The organism is Rhizobium sp. Root491 (genome assembly GCF_001427205.1).
In the GTDB taxonomy this organism is placed as follows: domain Bacteria; phylum Pseudomonadota; class Alphaproteobacteria; order Rhizobiales; family Rhizobiaceae; genus Agrobacterium; species Agrobacterium tumefaciens.
This window is the reverse complement of the sequence record NZ_LMFF01000012.1, coordinates 484,234-498,956: the sequence shown is the minus strand read 5'-3', so window position 1 is coordinate 498,956 and position 14,723 is coordinate 484,234. Positions and strand designations below refer to the sequence as shown.

Genomic DNA, 14,723 nt, shown 5'->3' with positions numbered 1-14,723 from the left:
CTTAGCCGGCGCATTTGTCCGCCTGAATTTCAATGTAGGCGCAGACGCCTTGAAGTCCAACCGCCTGATGCTACATTCTCGCCCATGAACACCGATATCGTCGATCTGCGCGAATTCTATCATTCCCCGCTTGGCCGCTCGGCCGAGCAGGCGATCACCATGGCGCTTTCATCGCTCTGGCCGCCTTTGCCGGAGGAAAGGCTGGTCGGCCTCGGTTACGCCGTGCCGTTTCTGGAGCGGTTCCGTCATGACACGGAGCGCACCTTTGCCTTCATGCCGGCGGGGCAGGGAGCGGTGAACTGGCCGGCAGGCGAGCTTTCCTCCACGGCGCTGGTGTTTGACGAGGAGCTGCCGCTACCCGATTCGTCGATAGACCGGGTGTTGATGGTGCATGCTCTGGAATTTGCCGAAAATCCGCGCGAAACCCTGAAAGAACTCTGGCGGGTGCTGGCGCCCGGCGGGCGTCTGGTGATCGTGGTGCCGAACAGGCGTGGGGTCTGGGCACGCATGGAACACACACCTTTCGGCTCGGGCCGCCCCTATTCGCGCGGGCAGTTGACGGCGCTTCTGCGCGAGACCAATTTTACGCCGGGGGCAAGCGCCGAAGCGCTGTTCTTTCCGCCCACCACCAGCCGCCCGGTACTGAAATTCCGCCGATACCTTGAGCTTACCGGCCGCAGGCTCTGGCCGCTGTTTTCCGGCGTTATCGTGGTTGAGGCACAGAAACGTCTCTATCAGGGATTGCCCGTTACCCAGCGCGCCTCACGCCGGGTTTTCGTGCCGGTCCTGGCGCCTCAGGGTGTGCCCACCACCCGCACCGCCGCAAAGCACGGAAAGCCGCGCTGACCCTCGACAAAGGGGCCATTCCGGTCTAATGCCTCCGGCATTGCTTTTGCCGGGCTCCCCGGCGCATTTCCGAAGGTCGATCAAATGAGTGCAGAGCTTAGCCAACCTCTTCCGCGTCCGGGTATTCTGGATATCGCCGCTTATGTTCCCGGCAAGGAACACGTGGATGGCGTCGCGAAGGTTTATAAGCTCTCCTCCAACGAAACGCCGCTCGGGCCAAGCCCGAAGGCGATCGAGGCATTCGCCGCCACCGCCAGCCATCTGGAAATCTATCCCGACGGACAGGCGATTGCGCTGCGTCAGGCGATTGCAGACGTGCATGGCCTCAACATAGCGAATATCATGTGCGGTAACGGCTCGGATGAGCTTCTTGGCCTGCTCTGCCACGTCTATCTGGGTACGGGCGATGAGGCGATCATCACCGAACACGGTTTCCTCGTCTACAAGATCCAGATCATGGGTGCGGGCGCAACGCCGGTGACGGTGAAGGAAAAGGATTGCGCCGTCGATGTGGACGCGATTCTCGCCGCCGTCACGCCAAGGACGAAGATGGTTTTCATCGCCAATCCCGGCAATCCCACCGGCACCTATGTTCCGGTCGCGGAAATCCGCCGCCTTCAGGCTGGTCTGCCGAAACATGTCGTGCTCGTGCTTGATGCGGCTTATGCCGAATATGTACGCAAGAACGACTACGAGGCCGGTCTCGAGCTGGTGTCTGGCAACCGCAACGTGGTGATGACGCGCACCTTCTCCAAGGTTTACGGTCTGGCCGCACTGCGCGTCGGCTGGATGTATGGTCCGGCCGCCATCATCGATGCGCTGAACCGGGTGCGTGGTCCGTTCAACATGAGCGCGCCGGCGATCGCAGCGGGTGCTGCGGCCATCCGCGATCAGGCATTCCTGGAAAAGGCGATCTCTCACAACACGCTCTGGCTGGAGAAACTCACGACGGTCTTCACCTGTCTCGGCCTCAAGGTCACGCCGTCAGTCACCAACTTTGTCCTCATCCATTTCCCGGACCAGGATGGCAAGCGTGCACCAGATGCGGACGACTTCCTGAGCCGCCGCGGTTATATCCTGCGTGCCGTGCGCGGTTACGGTTTCCCCAATGCCTTGCGTATGACGGTTGGTTCGGAAGAAGCCAATCTTGGCGTCATCGCCGCGCTCACCGAGTTCATGGGGCAGGCGTAATGGGCGAGATCATGTTTGAGCGCATCGCGCTTGTTGGCATCGGCCTGATCGGCTCGTCTATTGCGCGCGACATCAAGGAACTGGGTCTTGCCCGGCATGTCACGATTTCCACCCGCAGCGCGGAAACGCTGAAGCGGGCAGAGGAACTGGCGCTTGGAAGCGAGTATACGACATCCGCCGCGCAGGCCGTCACGGATGCTGATCTTGTCATCGTTTCAGTGCCGGTCGGTTCATCCGGGGCGGTTGCCGAGCAGATCGCGCCGCATCTGAAGCCCGGCGCCATCGTCACCGATGTCGGCTCTACCAAGGCCTCTGTCATCGCGCAGATGGCGCCGCATATGCCTGACAATGTGCATTTCATTCCCGGACATCCGCTGGCGGGTACGGAAAAATCCGGCCCGGATGCCGGTTTTTCCGGTCTTTTCCGCGAGCGCTGGTGCATCTTCACGCCGCTGCCGGGCACGGATGCGGAGGCGCTGGAAAGGCTCAAGGATTTCTGGCGGGCGCTCGGCTCGCGTGTGGATGAAATGGATGCCGAACACCACGACAAGGTTCTGGCGATCGTTTCGCATCTGCCGCACATCATCGCCTACAACATCGTCGGCACGGCGGACGATCTGGAGACGGTAACCGAGTCGGAAGTCATCAAATATTCCGCTTCCGGCTTCCGAGATTTCACGCGTCTCGCCGCCTCGGACCCCACCATGTGGCGCGATGTCTGCCTGCACAACAAGGATGCCATCCTCGAAATGCTGGCACGGTTCTCGGAAGACCTTGCTTCGCTGCAAAGGGCGATCCGCTGGGGGGAGGGCGACAAGCTGTTCGAACTGTTTTCCCGCACACGCTCCATCCGCCGCTCCATCATCGAGGCCGGTCAGGACGTCGATACGCCTGACTTTGGGCGTCACGCGCTGGATCAGAAGAAGTAGGGCGCTGAAGTGATATTGATATCGGCGGCGACGGATGACGATATCGAATGGCTGCTGCGGGAAGACAAATGGATCGATGAGGATTGGTTGCGGCGTTGCGTCGGACGCCGCGAATATCTCGTCGCGAAAGAAGATACGATTCTAGTCGGTTTTCTGCGGTTCTCGATGTTCTGGGGTAAGATTCCCTACATGGACATGATCCGCGTCGTTCCCGAGTTTCGGGGACATGGCGTCGGCGCAACGCTTACAGTTTTTTGGGAAACTCTGATGCGTGAGCAGGGTGCCTCACTGGTGATGACGTCCAGCCAGCAGGACGAGCGGGAACCGCAGATGTGGCATCGTCGCAATGGATACAAAGAAGCCGGCATCCTGCATCTTTCAAAAATTCAGGATGCCGCTGAGGTGTTTTTTACAAAAGCTCTCTGTTAAATCGGCGGGATCTTCCCCAGCGGAATGAAACCGCTGACGGTGGCGCGGCCGCGATCCACCACGAGGTCGACGGACGCCCTGTCGCCGCCGCCGGCGAGTGCGCGGAGCATTTTGCGGGCGGTATCGATGGTGGATTGCAGCTGCGGAAACGCCTGCTTGGCATTGTCCGACCAGGCGTCAAGCTTTTCGATCTCCAGCTTGAACTGGCCGGAGAGATAGCCCTCATTATCGAAGGAGAAGGGGCCGCTGATACGCATGGTGCGGCCTTCGCCGATATCAGCGACCAGCCGGCGAAGCTCGCCGCTCGCACCGTAAAGCCCGGCCGTATCGCTGCCGTCTACCATACCCGCCTTGCCGGCAAGGGTGACATCGGCGATGGCGTTGAGGCGCGGCAGAAGTTGCGGCCAATCCTTGATGACGGTTGACGAGTCGGTCAACGTTATCGCGCCGTCTAGATCGGCGCCGTTCTGGCGCAGATGCATTTCCGTCTTGGCGGCATCGAAATCGATCGTCTGGCCGGTAACGGTGGAAACCGCCTGAGCCTTCAGGCCGTCAATGACAAGCGAGGTGCGGTCGATACCCCTAAGCTTGGTGACGATGCTCGACTGCATGTTCTGCCAGAGGGCAGAAACCGTCAGACCATGCGCGGTGCGGATTTCAGCCGGTGCATCCAGTTCCCAGACAATGTGGCCGGGATTGTAGACCTGCGCTGCGGAACGCAATTCTCCGAACGAGGCTGAAACGCCATTCTGCTTGTCGTCCACCGTTACCTTGGAGCAGAAAAGGCCGATGCGGAACGGATAACCCTTGAAGGCAATGTCGCCGCATTCGCCGCTGACGTTTCTGGCCTGCGAAGGCGAGATGACGTTCAGAACCGTCTGCTTCAGCTTGTCGGCGGCATAAAACCACCCGGCCGTGTAAAGTCCGATAACCAGCACGACGGCGATACCAAGCCAGAGGAATTTTTTGACCGTGCCGGATTGGCTTGACGATGCCATATTGATCTCCGATGAACAGACTTCAGATAAATTCGATTTGGCTTGGGATATGGACGATTTTTGGGTCTTTGGCTACGGTTCGTTGATGTGGAACCCGGGCTTTGCCTTTGAGGAAAGGCAGCAGGCGCGGCTGCACGGTTATCGACGCTCCCTCTGCATCAGTTCAAATGTGTACCGCGGCACTGAGGAGAAGCCCGGCCTTGTTCTCGGTCTGGAGCGCGGCGGCTCCTGCCTCGGCGTTGCCTTTCGCGTGCGCGGAGCGGACCATGGTCCGGTCATGGCCTATCTGCGCGAGCGCGAGCTGGTAACGAATGTCTACAAGGAACGCGTCGTTGCCATTGCGCTCGCCGATGGCACGCGAGGCAGTGCCGTGACCTATGTGGCCGATCCCGCCCACGAGCAGTATATTGGTGGTCTGGGTGTCGCGGAAGCGGCTACGATCGTGGCTGCCGCATCGGGCCGGTCCGGACCGAATACCGATTACGTCTTCAATACCGTGCAGCATCTGCAGGATATGGGTATTCGCGACACGCTGCTGGAAAGCATTGCCGCCAGTGTCGGCACGATCGCGGTTTAGCCGGCGGGAGTGTCTTGCCCCTGAAGTTCTGCGATACGCTTCACGGCGGTCGGTGGCAGCGGCAGGTGCGGATTGTTGCGCGCGGTCTCCAGCAGCAACTCGTCGCTCGCCTTTTCCGTCACCTCGATCAATGTCTTGAAAAACACGTCCGGGTCCAGTCCCGGCTCGATGGCCGGCAAGATCCGCACCTTGAAATGGCCGGGATAACGCATTGTCGAGCGGCGTGGCCAGAAGAGGCCGGGATGCATGGCGACCGGAATGACGGGGACTTTGAGGTCGCGGTAAAGACGTGCGATGCCATAACGATATTCGGGCTCAGCGCCCGGTGGCCGGCGTGTGCCTTCGGGATAGATTATGAGTTCGCGGCCAGCCGCCATCTCCTCTCTCGCCCGCTCCATGACCTTTAGCATCACCTTGCCGCGCGCGGCGCGGTTGACCGGGATCATGCGCTGCTTCATCGCATACCAGCCGAACAGCGGGATCCACAAAAGCTCGCGCTTCAGAATATAGACCGGATCGGGAAGGTTGGGCAGCAGCGCATAGGTGTCCCAGAAGGACTGGTGTTTGGGGGCGAAGATACAGCCGGTTTCGGGAATGTTTTCCAGCCCCTCGATCTCGAAGGTGGTGCCGACAATGGTCTTCATCAGCCAATGGTTGGATCGCGCCCAGTTCTTGGGGATTTCATAGGCTACTCTGCGCGGCAGGATGAAATAGATCGGCGTGAGCACGATCATGCGGACAATCAGATTGAGATAAAACAGCGTATTGAAAAGAAAAGAGCGCAGCTTGAGCATCGACAGACTTCCCGGGTTGCAGCCGTTCCGAAGCTCAGGCGCGCCTCGATGCCGGATGCCGATGCCAGACGCCTACACGAAAACAAGGCTCCGCAGCAAGCGTGTTCTCTCCGTTCTTTCCATTCACGGGGAAGAGGTTGCCGCCTTGATCGTGGGGTGATCGGCGCCCGCCTTGCGCAACCCGTCGCCCTTGCCGAGCCCGGTCAGGTCGCGTCCTGCTGCAATCACGAATTTCATGTATTCGTAGAGCATGGTTCGGACTACATCTGGCTCCGCGAACCAGTTGGTGCGGGCAAGGTCGGCGCTGATAACGGGATAGGCGATGAATTGGGTCTGCGGGCTGGCATTGTGCAGTTCATGCAGGCTGCGATGCATATGGTAATTGTTCGTAACGACGACGATGGAGGAATAACCGTGGTCGCGTATCCAGCTCGCCGCCTCGTTGGCATTGCCGATGGTGTCTATGGCCTTGTAGCCCATGTCCACGCAGCAGGAAAACATGTCCGAAGAGCCTTGCGTCATCTTGCGGATTTGCGTGCGGGTGGTGGCCGGATTGACGCCGGAAATCAGAAGGCGCTTGCCAACGCCGTCCCGCAGCAGGCCGACCGCCTGTTCGATGCGCTGATAACCACCGGTCAGAACGATGATCGCGTCGCCCTTGGCGCCTTCGGGCGGGCGCATGGAGGCGACCGAATCTGCGAACCACAAAAAACCGCCGGAAAAAGCCCCGAGAGTAATGACGCAAAGCAGGATGAGACCGCGAATAAAACGGCGCAGGCGACTTCGCCGCGACAACAGGCCCTTTTTTGCCTGTCGCGTGGTCGTCTGCTCCTGATCATGGTCCGTCCGACTCACAAACATTCCTCCTGAATACTCGCCGATTAAGGCAAGGAACAGGCATTTTTGTCCACCGTCCGCAAGTTACATCCGGCGTGTGAAGGGTGCAGTTTCCTCACGAGATCCGGGAGACGGCGTCACGATGCGACACCGTCGCTTTTAGACGGATCGGAACGGACGCGGTCGATATCGTCGATCGTGCGGATGACGGTCACACGCGCGGTGATCGTGGTGAGCAGCGCGATGATGATCATCGTCGTGGCGATGCCGATATAACCACTGAGGCCAACGGAAAAAGAGCCGAAAAGCGCACTTGCCTGATCGCTTTGCGGCGTAGCAACCGTGCTCGATTGCCAGAAACCGGCGGCAAGGAAAACCGCCGCGGCAAGGGCGCTGCCCGCTGCCGCACCTTTCAGGCTGATCTTCAGGAAGTGCTTCTGGAATTCCCGCGCGACGAAGCTGCTTTCGGCGCCGACGAAATGCAGCACCTCGACGATGTGCCGGTTGCCGGAAAGCGCGCCGCGCGTTGCAAACACCACCGTCAGCACCATGGCGGTGAAGACGAGGATCAGGACCCCGACGCCGATCATGACAGTGGTCCTGGCCATGGAGACGAGCCTGTCGACCCATGTACGGTGGTCATCCAGAAACGCCTGTGGAATTTCAGCTTTCAGCATATCGCGCATGGCCTGAAAATCGGGCGGGTGGTTTTCATCGATGGTAATCACGACGAGGCGCGGCACCGGCAGTTCGGAAAGATCGAGGCCACTGCCGAGCCACGGCTCCAGAAGACGCGCGGTGGCGGCGTCATCGAGGATCGTGCCATCCCGCGTGCCGACGAAGGTGAGCGCCAGAGTACGCGCCTTGGTGAGCGCTGCATTCATGTCCAGCCCGTCCTCGGGTTTGATCTGAATGGTGATTTCGCGGGAAATCTGGCTCTGCCAGGTGGCGGCGGTGGCACGCACCATGGAAACGGCACCAAGCGTCAGGCAGGCGAGAAAGGCCATGATGGCGATCACCACCATCAGCGCATTGCCCTGAATGTTGGAAGGCGGCAGAATGGGTGCCATCGGGCGGATACGCATCGGCGGCCGCTTCGGTGCGGTCGCCTCTGGTCTTAACTGTTTGCGGTTGATCTCATTCATAGATGTCGAGCCGCCCTTCGGTGAGGATCATCCGGCGTGCGTCGATCTGGTCCATCAGGCCGAAATCATGGGTGGCGATGACCACAGCGGTACCCAGCCGGTTGAGCTCCAGAAAGAGGTTGAGAAGGCGCTTGGCCATCGGCGGGTCGACGTTGCCGGTCGGCTCGTCGGCCAGCAAGATTTCCGGCTGGTCCATCAATGCACGGGCAATGGCGGCGCGTTGCTTTTCCCCACCGGAGAGGATGGCCGGAAGCACATTGATGCGCTCGCCAAGCCCGACCCATTTCAGAAGCTCGATGACGTCGTTGCGGTAGGCGCTTTCTTCCTTGCCGCGCACACGCAGCGGCAGGGCGACATTCTCATAGGTCGTCAGATGATCGAGCAGCCGGAAATCCTGAAAGACGATGCCGACGCGGCGGCGCAACATGGGCAGCTCGCTGCGCGGAATGCGCGACACATCGCGGTTGAACATGCGGATATTGCCGCGTGTGGGCTGCAGCGACATCAGCAGCAGGCGCAGGAACGTGGTTTTGCCGGCACCGGAAGGGCCGGTCAGAAACTGGAACGAACCCTTGGGAATGTCGAAGGTCATGTCCCTCAGGATTTCGGGGCCCATGCCGTAACGCAACCCGACATTTTCGAAATGGATCAACGGACTTCCAGTCTCTTCGTTTCGTGGTGGTTCGCAAACCGCTGGCGCGTGAGGCCCGGATGGGCCGTTTAACCCGGTTCCGGTGGCCTATGCGAGCCGTTTTTGCGAAGCATTAACCAATTAAATTTAAAACTTGGCAGGATTCGTTGCAATGCCCAGTTTTGCGGGCCGGAAAACCTCACCCAAGGAATTCTATGGCTATGTTCCGTTCATCTCGCCGGCAAGCGGCATTCGATTTCGACCTCCTGATGCCGGAAGCGCCAGTGCGCCGTACGGCGCGTGCAACCCACACCGGCCCCGATGTGGTAGACGCGGAATTTGTCACCATCAAGGAAAACCGTGTCCGTCAGCCCGGAAACGATAATCGCGGCGCGATGCGCCGGCAGATGGAAAAACCGCCCGTCACCGCCAGTGCTCTTGGTTACGCGTTCATCGGCTGGGTGGACCGCAAATTGTCGCGCCTGTCTGTGGATGCCTATTCGGCGCTGGTTGCGGCGCTCGTCATTTTTGTTTTCATCTGCTCAGGCGGCCTGTCGGTGGTCGTGCCGGAAAAGCCGGTCGTTGCGGCCGCAAACCCGCTTGCCATTTCCCATGTCACCATCACGCCGCAGGAGGCTGGCGGCATGGATGTCCTGCTCATCAACGGTATTGTGGAGAACAACGGTACCGCTCTGGAAGAGGTGCCGGCACTTCGCGCCGACCTCTTCGTTGCCAAGGGGCAACTGGTCGCCAGCATGGTCATCGAACCGCCGGTCAGGCAGATGCAGCCCGGTTTCAGCCACGGATTTTCGGCAAAGTTGCGGCATCCCGGTGGAAAAACGCCTGAGATCAAGCTTTCCTTCGTCGAAGCGGGTGCTTCCGAACGTTGACTGTGCTAACGCGTGGTCTTCGTATTTTTACTGAAAGGTAAAATCGGCAAGGCGCAGCACAGGAGAAAGAATGCCCGTCGTCCGTGGAAAAAACATTGAGCCGCTTTACACCGCCGAGCAGATTGCCGAGCGCAATCGCGACATGGCCAAGCATATAGCGAGCGGCCCGACCAAGGATTTGCTGGTCATCGCCGTGCTCAAGGGATCGTTCATTTTCGCGGCCGATCTCATCCGCGCGCTGCATGACAGCGGCCTTGCCCCCGAAGTCGAATTCATCACGCTTTCGAGCTACGGTGCCGGCACCGTTTCGCAAGGGGTGAAGATCGTCAAGGATATCGACAGCGACGTGAAGGACCGCGATGTTCTTCTGATCGACGATATTCTCGAATCCGGCCGCACGCTGCGTTTCGCCAAGGAACTGCTTTACGAACGCGGCGCCCGTCACGTCACCATCGCCGTGCTGCTCGACAAGAAGGTCAAGCGCAAGGAAGATCTGGAGGCCGACTATGTCGGTTTCGAATGTCCCGATTATTTCGTTGTCGGTTACGGCATGGATGTGGCTTACGCCTTCCGCGAACTGCCCTTCGTAGGCGTCGTCACGGGCGACGCCTGACGATTTCTGCCGTGCCGGGATGGGACATGCCGGAGACGCCTCATTAACCATTCACCCAGCGAAACCCTGGGTGTTTACCTCTTGAAAAGAGGAGCCTGCGATGTTGCTCACGGCTGGAAATGATGCCCAGGAGCAATGATTAATGGCGAAGATTCTGATTACCGAAGATGAGGATGCATTGCGGGCTTTCGTTGCCCGTGCGCTGCGTCTCGACGGTCACGAGACCCATGAGGCGGCAGACGGCGAGCAGGGGCTGGAGAAGCTTCAGGAAACCAATTTCGATCTCCTTCTTTCGGATATCCGCATGCCGGTCATGGATGGCATCGAGCTGGCGCACCGCGCCGCCGAACGCTTCCCGGCCATGCGCATCCTGTTGATGACGGGTTATGCCGAACAGCGCGAACGTGCTGATGATCTGGCAGAAAAGATCGTGGACGTGGTTTCAAAACCTTTTGCGCTTCCGGATATCCGCAAGGCTGTTGCGCGGGCGCTTGCGGCCTGAGCGATAAGGCTACAGAGATTTGAGAAAGGGTGGCCCTTTGGGCCGCCTTTTTTGTTGCGGAGTTGTCAAATCTCTCCGCCGTCATGCTCGGGACAAGGCCGAGGATGACGTTGAGTGTTTGATAAGCTAGCCTTTCCTCAAAAATGCGCGAGGTTAAACAGGCCCGATCGCTAGGAATGGCGGCCTCCATCCTCACCGTATATCCAGCAACCGCTCCAGATAACGCCGCTCGATTTCACCCGGCGGGTTGTTGCCGAGCTTTTCGCGAATAGCCTCGAGAATTTCGCGGGCGCGCTGCACGTCGATCTCATCAGGCACCTTCACCTGGTCGCCGAAATCGGGGCCGGTTGTGCTGCGCGGACGGCCGAGTGGATCGCGGCCGTTCTGTCCGCCTTGGCCCGCCATGCCTTCCTGCCCCTGTCCGGGCTGCTGTCCCTGCTGGCGCATGGCCTGCATGATCTGGCCCATCATATCCTGTGCGCCCTGTCGCAGCGCGTTCAGCGCATTGCCCTGACCTTCGACCGCCTGTTCGCCCTGGCTTTTGCCGAGTGCTTCGCCGGCGCCTTCCATTTCCTGCTGCGCCTTGCCGAAGTTTTCGCCCGGCTCCATGCCGAGATCACGAAGGCCCTGCTGCAATTCGCCCAGCTGCTTGCCCAGCGCGTCCTGCTGCGCCCTCAGATTTTTCAGCGCCTCGCGCAATTGTTCGGCCGTCATCTGCTCGCTCGGCTGTCCGCCTTGCTGGCCGTTCTCGCTCTGCTGGCCCTGCTGGCCCTGTTGCGGTGATTCACCGTTTTCACCCGTCTGCGGGTCCTGACCTTCGCCGCCATCCTGCGGGTCGCCGCGCTGCATGCGGTCACGCAGCGCCTGATCGAGCTTGAAGGTCTCGTCCATCAGCTTCTGCTGCTGTTGCAAAATTTCACCCAGCTTGTCGATCTGCTGGCGCATCTTGCTGCTTTGCTGCTGCCCCTGCTGGCCCTGACGTTGCGGCCGTCCCGCCTGCAGGTTGTTCATCATGCGTTGCAGCTGCGAGAGCATTTCCTGTGCTGCGTCACGGTTGCCGGAGCGCGCTAGGTTTTCGATCTGGTTCATCATGTTTTCCAGATCGCGCTGCCGCAAGACGTTTTGTGCCTGCTGGTTCATGTTGGCTTGCGGCGCATTCTGCATGCGCTGCGCAAGCTCGCTCATGAACTGCTGCATCGCCTCACGCAGTTCCTGCATCAGCTTGGCGACTTCCTCATCGGAGGCATTGCGCTGAAGCGCCTCGGAAAGCGCTGTCTGCGCATCACGCAGGCGTTTTTCCGCCTGCGAAAGATCACCATCCTCGATGCCGAGCGCGATCTCCCAGAGATAATCGGCGGTGTTCTTCAGCATCTCCTCATTATAGGCGAGCCGCATGCGGGTCTGCGCCGATTGCAGCAGGAGATAGTGCGTGGTGTTGGGAATGGTTTCATCCGGACGCAGACCAACCGCCTCGTTATAGGCGATCGCCTTTGGCATCTGGCGCGTGTCGAGCGAGAATATCTGCCGCTGTTCGGCAACCGAAGCCGCCAGCGGTTCAGAGAAATTGCGGCCCGGCAGCACCATTTCATGCGCGGGGCTGCGGCCGGTCTGGCCGGCACCGTCTGTTGCCACCAGCGTGATGCGCACGCGCTTACCTGCCATAGGATGTTCGGTCAGGTTGCGGCTGGTCAGCCCCTTGATCTCGCGGTTGTTCTGCCGCGGCAGGTCGAGCTTGAATTCCGGCGGCGGGTAAAGTGCTGTTGCACCCTCCGCAACGCCAAGCGGCTCTATGATGGCGTGGGCTTCCTTGATGCCATAGTCGTCCTTGGCGGTGAAACCCACCTCCAGCGCACCATTGACGGCGCGGCGCGGCATGTTGTCGAAGCCGATGGTCGGTGGCTGGTCAGGAATGACGTTGAACACCCATTGTTCGCCATTGGCGGTGATCATGCCGCTTTCGGTCACATCCATGGCAAAGGTGCGCGGCGTGACAGGTTGATCCGGCGCGCGTTTTTCTGTCTGTGCCGCCACATCGCCACTTGCGCTGTCGGCGCGCGCCGCTTCGGGGGCAAGCTTCTGCAGGGCGCCGGCGGTCTCAGGCTCGAAGGTCACTTCCTCGCCGCCATCGCCACCGGTCATGCGGATCGTCAGTTTGGAGGATTGCGGCACGGACACCGCGTCGTGGCCCGTCGCATCGCGCCCTGTCAGAAAAATCGGGGCGCGGCCGGTATAGGCGGGCGGCGTGAGCCAGGCATCGAGACGGATATCGGGATTGAGCGGACCGGCTGCCGGTCGGCTACGGAAGGCATCTGTAATCGTGCCTGCACCATTGGAATAGGAAAAACCGAAGGCGACAACCAGAAAAAGGGCGGGAATGGCGCGTAGTGCCGAGCGGTCGTAACGGGCGATATCGGGTTTCGGCAGGCCGGCATTCAGCGCGGCGATGCGTTCCGCCATACGGATCTGGTGTTCTTTCCACAAGGCGCGGGAAATGGGGGTGTCCAACGCCGGTTCGTCTTCCTGCACGCCGACTGGCTGGTGAGCGAGACCATTGCGTTCTTCCAGAAGGCGGGACGCGTCGTTGTCTGTCGGCCATTTCAGCCGGACGATTGGCAGGATGGTGCTGATGAAACCAAAAACCAGCAGGAAAACGATGCCCAGCCGTACGAAGTCAGGCATTTGCCGGTAGAGGCCGAACCATGCGAGCGCCAGAAACGCGGCGGCGATGGAAAGCGGCCACAGCGTCTTCGGTGCTACTCTTTCCGAAAACAACACGATTTTTGCGAAGAAGCGTTTAGCCGCAACCCGGCGGGCAAGATCCGGCCGCTGCGCGAATGCGCCGGTTGGGCGCTTTCTGCCTGTCCTGTCCTCTCCGGCTGTGGTCATCAATCCGTTCTCCCGGTTCTGGCCACGTCAAACGCCATTCCCGGAACGGCGAGCTGCTTGTATTATGAGAAGCAAGGATAACATTCTTTGTGGCGAAGACGAGGGCAAGCGGATGCTCACCCCCATTTTTTAGGCAGCTTCGCTCAATTGTGATCGACCAAGCCGGATGTATGGCGGATCAATCGAGCCAGGCGGGTACTGAATCGAGAGCGATCAGCTCTTCATAGGTTCCGCGCGGGCGGATGACGTGGAACTTGTCACCCTTTACCAGCACTTCCGGCACCAGCAGGCGCGAATTATAGGTGCCTGCCTGCACGGCGCCGTAAGCACCGGCGGAGCTGACGGCAATCAGATCACCCGGCTGCGGTGCGGCCATCTCGCGGTCCAGCGCCAGATAGTCACCCGTTTCGCAGACGGGGCCAACGATATCGGCCTTGATGCGAGGGGCGTCCACCGCGGGCTGCACGACCGGGCGGATGCCGTGATAGGCCTCGTAAAGCGTCGGGCGGATGAGGTCGTTCATCGCGCCATCGACAATCACGAAGTTCTTTTCGCCGCCATCCTTCACATAGATCACTTCCGTCACCAGAATGCCGGCATTGCCGACGATCAGGCGTCCCGGTTCGGTGATGATCTTGCAGTTGAGGCTCTTTAGCTCGTTCTTGACGATATGCGCATAGGCATCCGGCAGCGGCGGCGGATTATTGTCCTCGCGGTAGGGAATGCCGAGGCCGCCGCCGATATCGACGTGACTGATCGTGTGCCCGTCCGCGCGCAGGGATTCCACCAGTTCGCGCAGCAAGCGGAACGCATCCTCGAAGGGCTGCAATTCTGTGATCTGGCTGCCGATATGCATGTCGATGCCGGTGACTTCGATGCCGGGCAGAGTGGCGGCATGGGCATAGACCGCACGCGCCCGCTCATAGGAAATGCCGAACTTGTTTTCTTTTTTGCCGGTGGAAATCTTGGCATGAGTGCGCGCATCCACATCCGGATTGATGCGGAAGGACACATGCGCCCTTTTTCCGGCCTTGACGGCGCGCAGGTTGAGGACCTCAAGCTCCGGCTCGGATTCGATGTTGAAGCAGTAGATGCCGGCTTCCAGCGCGTAATCCATTTCCGCCACCGTCTTGCCGACGCCGGAGAACATGATGCGGTTTGCCGGTACACCGGCGCCAAGCGCGCGGCGCAATTCGCCGCCGGATACCACGTCGATACCCGCGCCGAGCTTTGCCAGCGTCCTCAGAACGGCCTGGTTGGAATTGGCCTTCATGGCGTAACAGACCATGGCGTCCACATCGGCGAAAGCGCCTGAGAACACCTTGTAGTGGCGCTCCAGCGTCGCGGTCGAATAGACATAGAACGGCGTGCCGACCGCCTTGGCGATCTCAGGCACGGGCACGTTTTCGGCGTGAAGCACGCCGTCGATATAGCCAAAATGGTTCACAGGCTTTT

15 protein-coding genes are annotated in these 14,723 nt (G+C 60.1%); 8 read left to right on the top strand and 7 right to left on the bottom strand.

Annotated features, from left to right (window positions below):
• Nucleotides 1-84 precede the first annotated feature (84 nt).
• The 4 genes from ASD46_RS13215 (at nucleotide 85) to ASD46_RS13200 (ending at nucleotide 3,395) form a co-directional block, all read left to right on the top strand.
• Nucleotides 85-846: a class I SAM-dependent methyltransferase gene (locus ASD46_RS13215; RefSeq protein ID WP_003511344.1), complete on the top strand. Its 762-nt coding sequence runs from the start codon at nucleotides 85-87 to the stop codon at nucleotides 844-846.
• Nucleotides 847-930: 84 nt separating this feature from the next.
• On the top strand, nucleotides 931-2,037 hold the full coding sequence (gene hisC / locus ASD46_RS13210) for a histidinol-phosphate transaminase (RefSeq protein ID WP_013761792.1): 1,107 nt from the start codon (nucleotides 931-933) through the stop codon (nucleotides 2,035-2,037).
• Nucleotides 2,037-2,966, top strand: coding sequence for a prephenate/arogenate dehydrogenase family protein (locus ASD46_RS13205; RefSeq protein WP_013761791.1), 930 nt, complete (start codon nucleotides 2,037-2,039; stop codon nucleotides 2,964-2,966). The genes hisC and ASD46_RS13205 overlap by 1 nt, the downstream gene beginning before the upstream one ends.
• Nucleotides 2,967-2,975: 9 nt before the next feature.
• The gene (locus ASD46_RS13200; RefSeq protein WP_013761790.1) at nucleotides 2,976-3,395 is read left to right on the top strand and encodes a GNAT family N-acetyltransferase; all 420 of its coding nucleotides are present in this window, start codon (nucleotides 2,976-2,978) and stop codon (nucleotides 3,393-3,395) included.
• Here ASD46_RS13200 and ASD46_RS13195 read toward each other — a convergent pair.
• Nucleotides 3,392-4,393: a DUF2125 domain-containing protein gene (locus ASD46_RS13195; RefSeq protein WP_013761789.1), complete on the bottom strand. Its 1,002-nt coding sequence runs from the start codon at nucleotides 4,391-4,393 to the stop codon at nucleotides 3,392-3,394. The two genes, ASD46_RS13200 and ASD46_RS13195, sit on opposite strands and share 4 nt — an antisense overlap.
• Before the next feature lie 49 nt (nucleotides 4,394-4,442).
• On the opposite strand from ASD46_RS13195, the gene ASD46_RS13190 reads away from it, so the two are divergent.
• Complete coding sequence (locus tag ASD46_RS13190) at nucleotides 4,443-4,970, top strand: gamma-glutamylcyclotransferase (protein ID WP_013761788.1); 528 nt, start codon at nucleotides 4,443-4,445, stop codon at nucleotides 4,968-4,970.
• Here the strand turns inward: ASD46_RS13190 and ASD46_RS13185 are convergent.
• The 4 genes from ASD46_RS13185 to ftsE all read right to left on the bottom strand — a co-directional run bounded on the left by ASD46_RS13185 (nucleotide 4,967) and on the right by ftsE (nucleotide 8,398).
• A complete protein-coding gene (locus ASD46_RS13185; protein ID WP_019564870.1) occupies nucleotides 4,967-5,764 on the bottom strand; it encodes a lysophospholipid acyltransferase family protein in 798 nt (265 codons plus the stop codon). The two genes, ASD46_RS13190 and ASD46_RS13185, sit on opposite strands and share 4 nt — an antisense overlap.
• A 123-nt stretch (nucleotides 5,765-5,887) precedes the next feature.
• On the bottom strand, nucleotides 5,888-6,625 hold the full coding sequence (locus tag ASD46_RS13180; RefSeq protein WP_003511336.1) for a YdcF family protein: 738 nt from the start codon (nucleotides 6,623-6,625) through the stop codon (nucleotides 5,888-5,890).
• Nucleotides 6,626-6,738: 113 nt separating this feature from the next.
• Nucleotides 6,739-7,746 carry a cell division protein FtsX gene (locus ASD46_RS13175; protein WP_003511335.1) on the bottom strand — a complete coding sequence of 336 codons (1,008 nt, stop codon included), beginning with the start codon at nucleotides 7,744-7,746 and terminating at the stop codon, nucleotides 6,739-6,741.
• Nucleotides 7,739-8,398: a cell division ATP-binding protein FtsE gene (gene ftsE / locus ASD46_RS13170; RefSeq protein ID WP_003511334.1), complete on the bottom strand. Its 660-nt coding sequence runs from the start codon at nucleotides 8,396-8,398 to the stop codon at nucleotides 7,739-7,741. Before ftsE ends, ASD46_RS13175 begins: the two co-directional genes overlap by 8 nt.
• Before the next feature lie 200 nt (nucleotides 8,399-8,598).
• On the opposite strand from ftsE, the gene ASD46_RS13165 reads away from it, so the two are divergent.
• From ASD46_RS13165 to ASD46_RS13155, 3 genes are all read left to right on the top strand, one after another.
• Nucleotides 8,599-9,267, top strand: coding sequence for a hypothetical protein (locus ASD46_RS13165; RefSeq protein WP_035199624.1), 669 nt, complete (start codon nucleotides 8,599-8,601; stop codon nucleotides 9,265-9,267).
• Between the two features lie 70 nt (nucleotides 9,268-9,337).
• Complete coding sequence (hpt, locus tag ASD46_RS13160) at nucleotides 9,338-9,880, top strand: hypoxanthine phosphoribosyltransferase (protein ID WP_003511330.1); 543 nt, start codon at nucleotides 9,338-9,340, stop codon at nucleotides 9,878-9,880.
• Between the two features lie 142 nt (nucleotides 9,881-10,022).
• Nucleotides 10,023-10,382 carry a response regulator gene (locus ASD46_RS13155; protein WP_003511329.1) on the top strand — a complete coding sequence of 120 codons (360 nt, stop codon included), beginning with the start codon at nucleotides 10,023-10,025 and terminating at the stop codon, nucleotides 10,380-10,382.
• Nucleotides 10,383-10,574: 192 nt separating this feature from the next.
• On the opposite strand, the gene ASD46_RS13150 is transcribed toward ASD46_RS13155, so the two are convergent.
• Nucleotides 10,575-13,268 (bottom strand): TIGR02302 family protein, encoded by a 2,694-nt coding sequence (locus ASD46_RS13150; protein ID WP_013761784.1) that lies wholly within the window; start codon nucleotides 13,266-13,268, stop codon nucleotides 10,575-10,577.
• Between the two features lie 178 nt (nucleotides 13,269-13,446).
• Nucleotides 13,447-14,715, bottom strand: a complete 1,269-nt coding sequence (gene lysA / locus ASD46_RS13145; RefSeq protein WP_003511327.1) for a diaminopimelate decarboxylase — start codon at nucleotides 14,713-14,715, stop codon at nucleotides 13,447-13,449.
• Nucleotides 14,716-14,723: the final 8 nt, after the last annotated feature.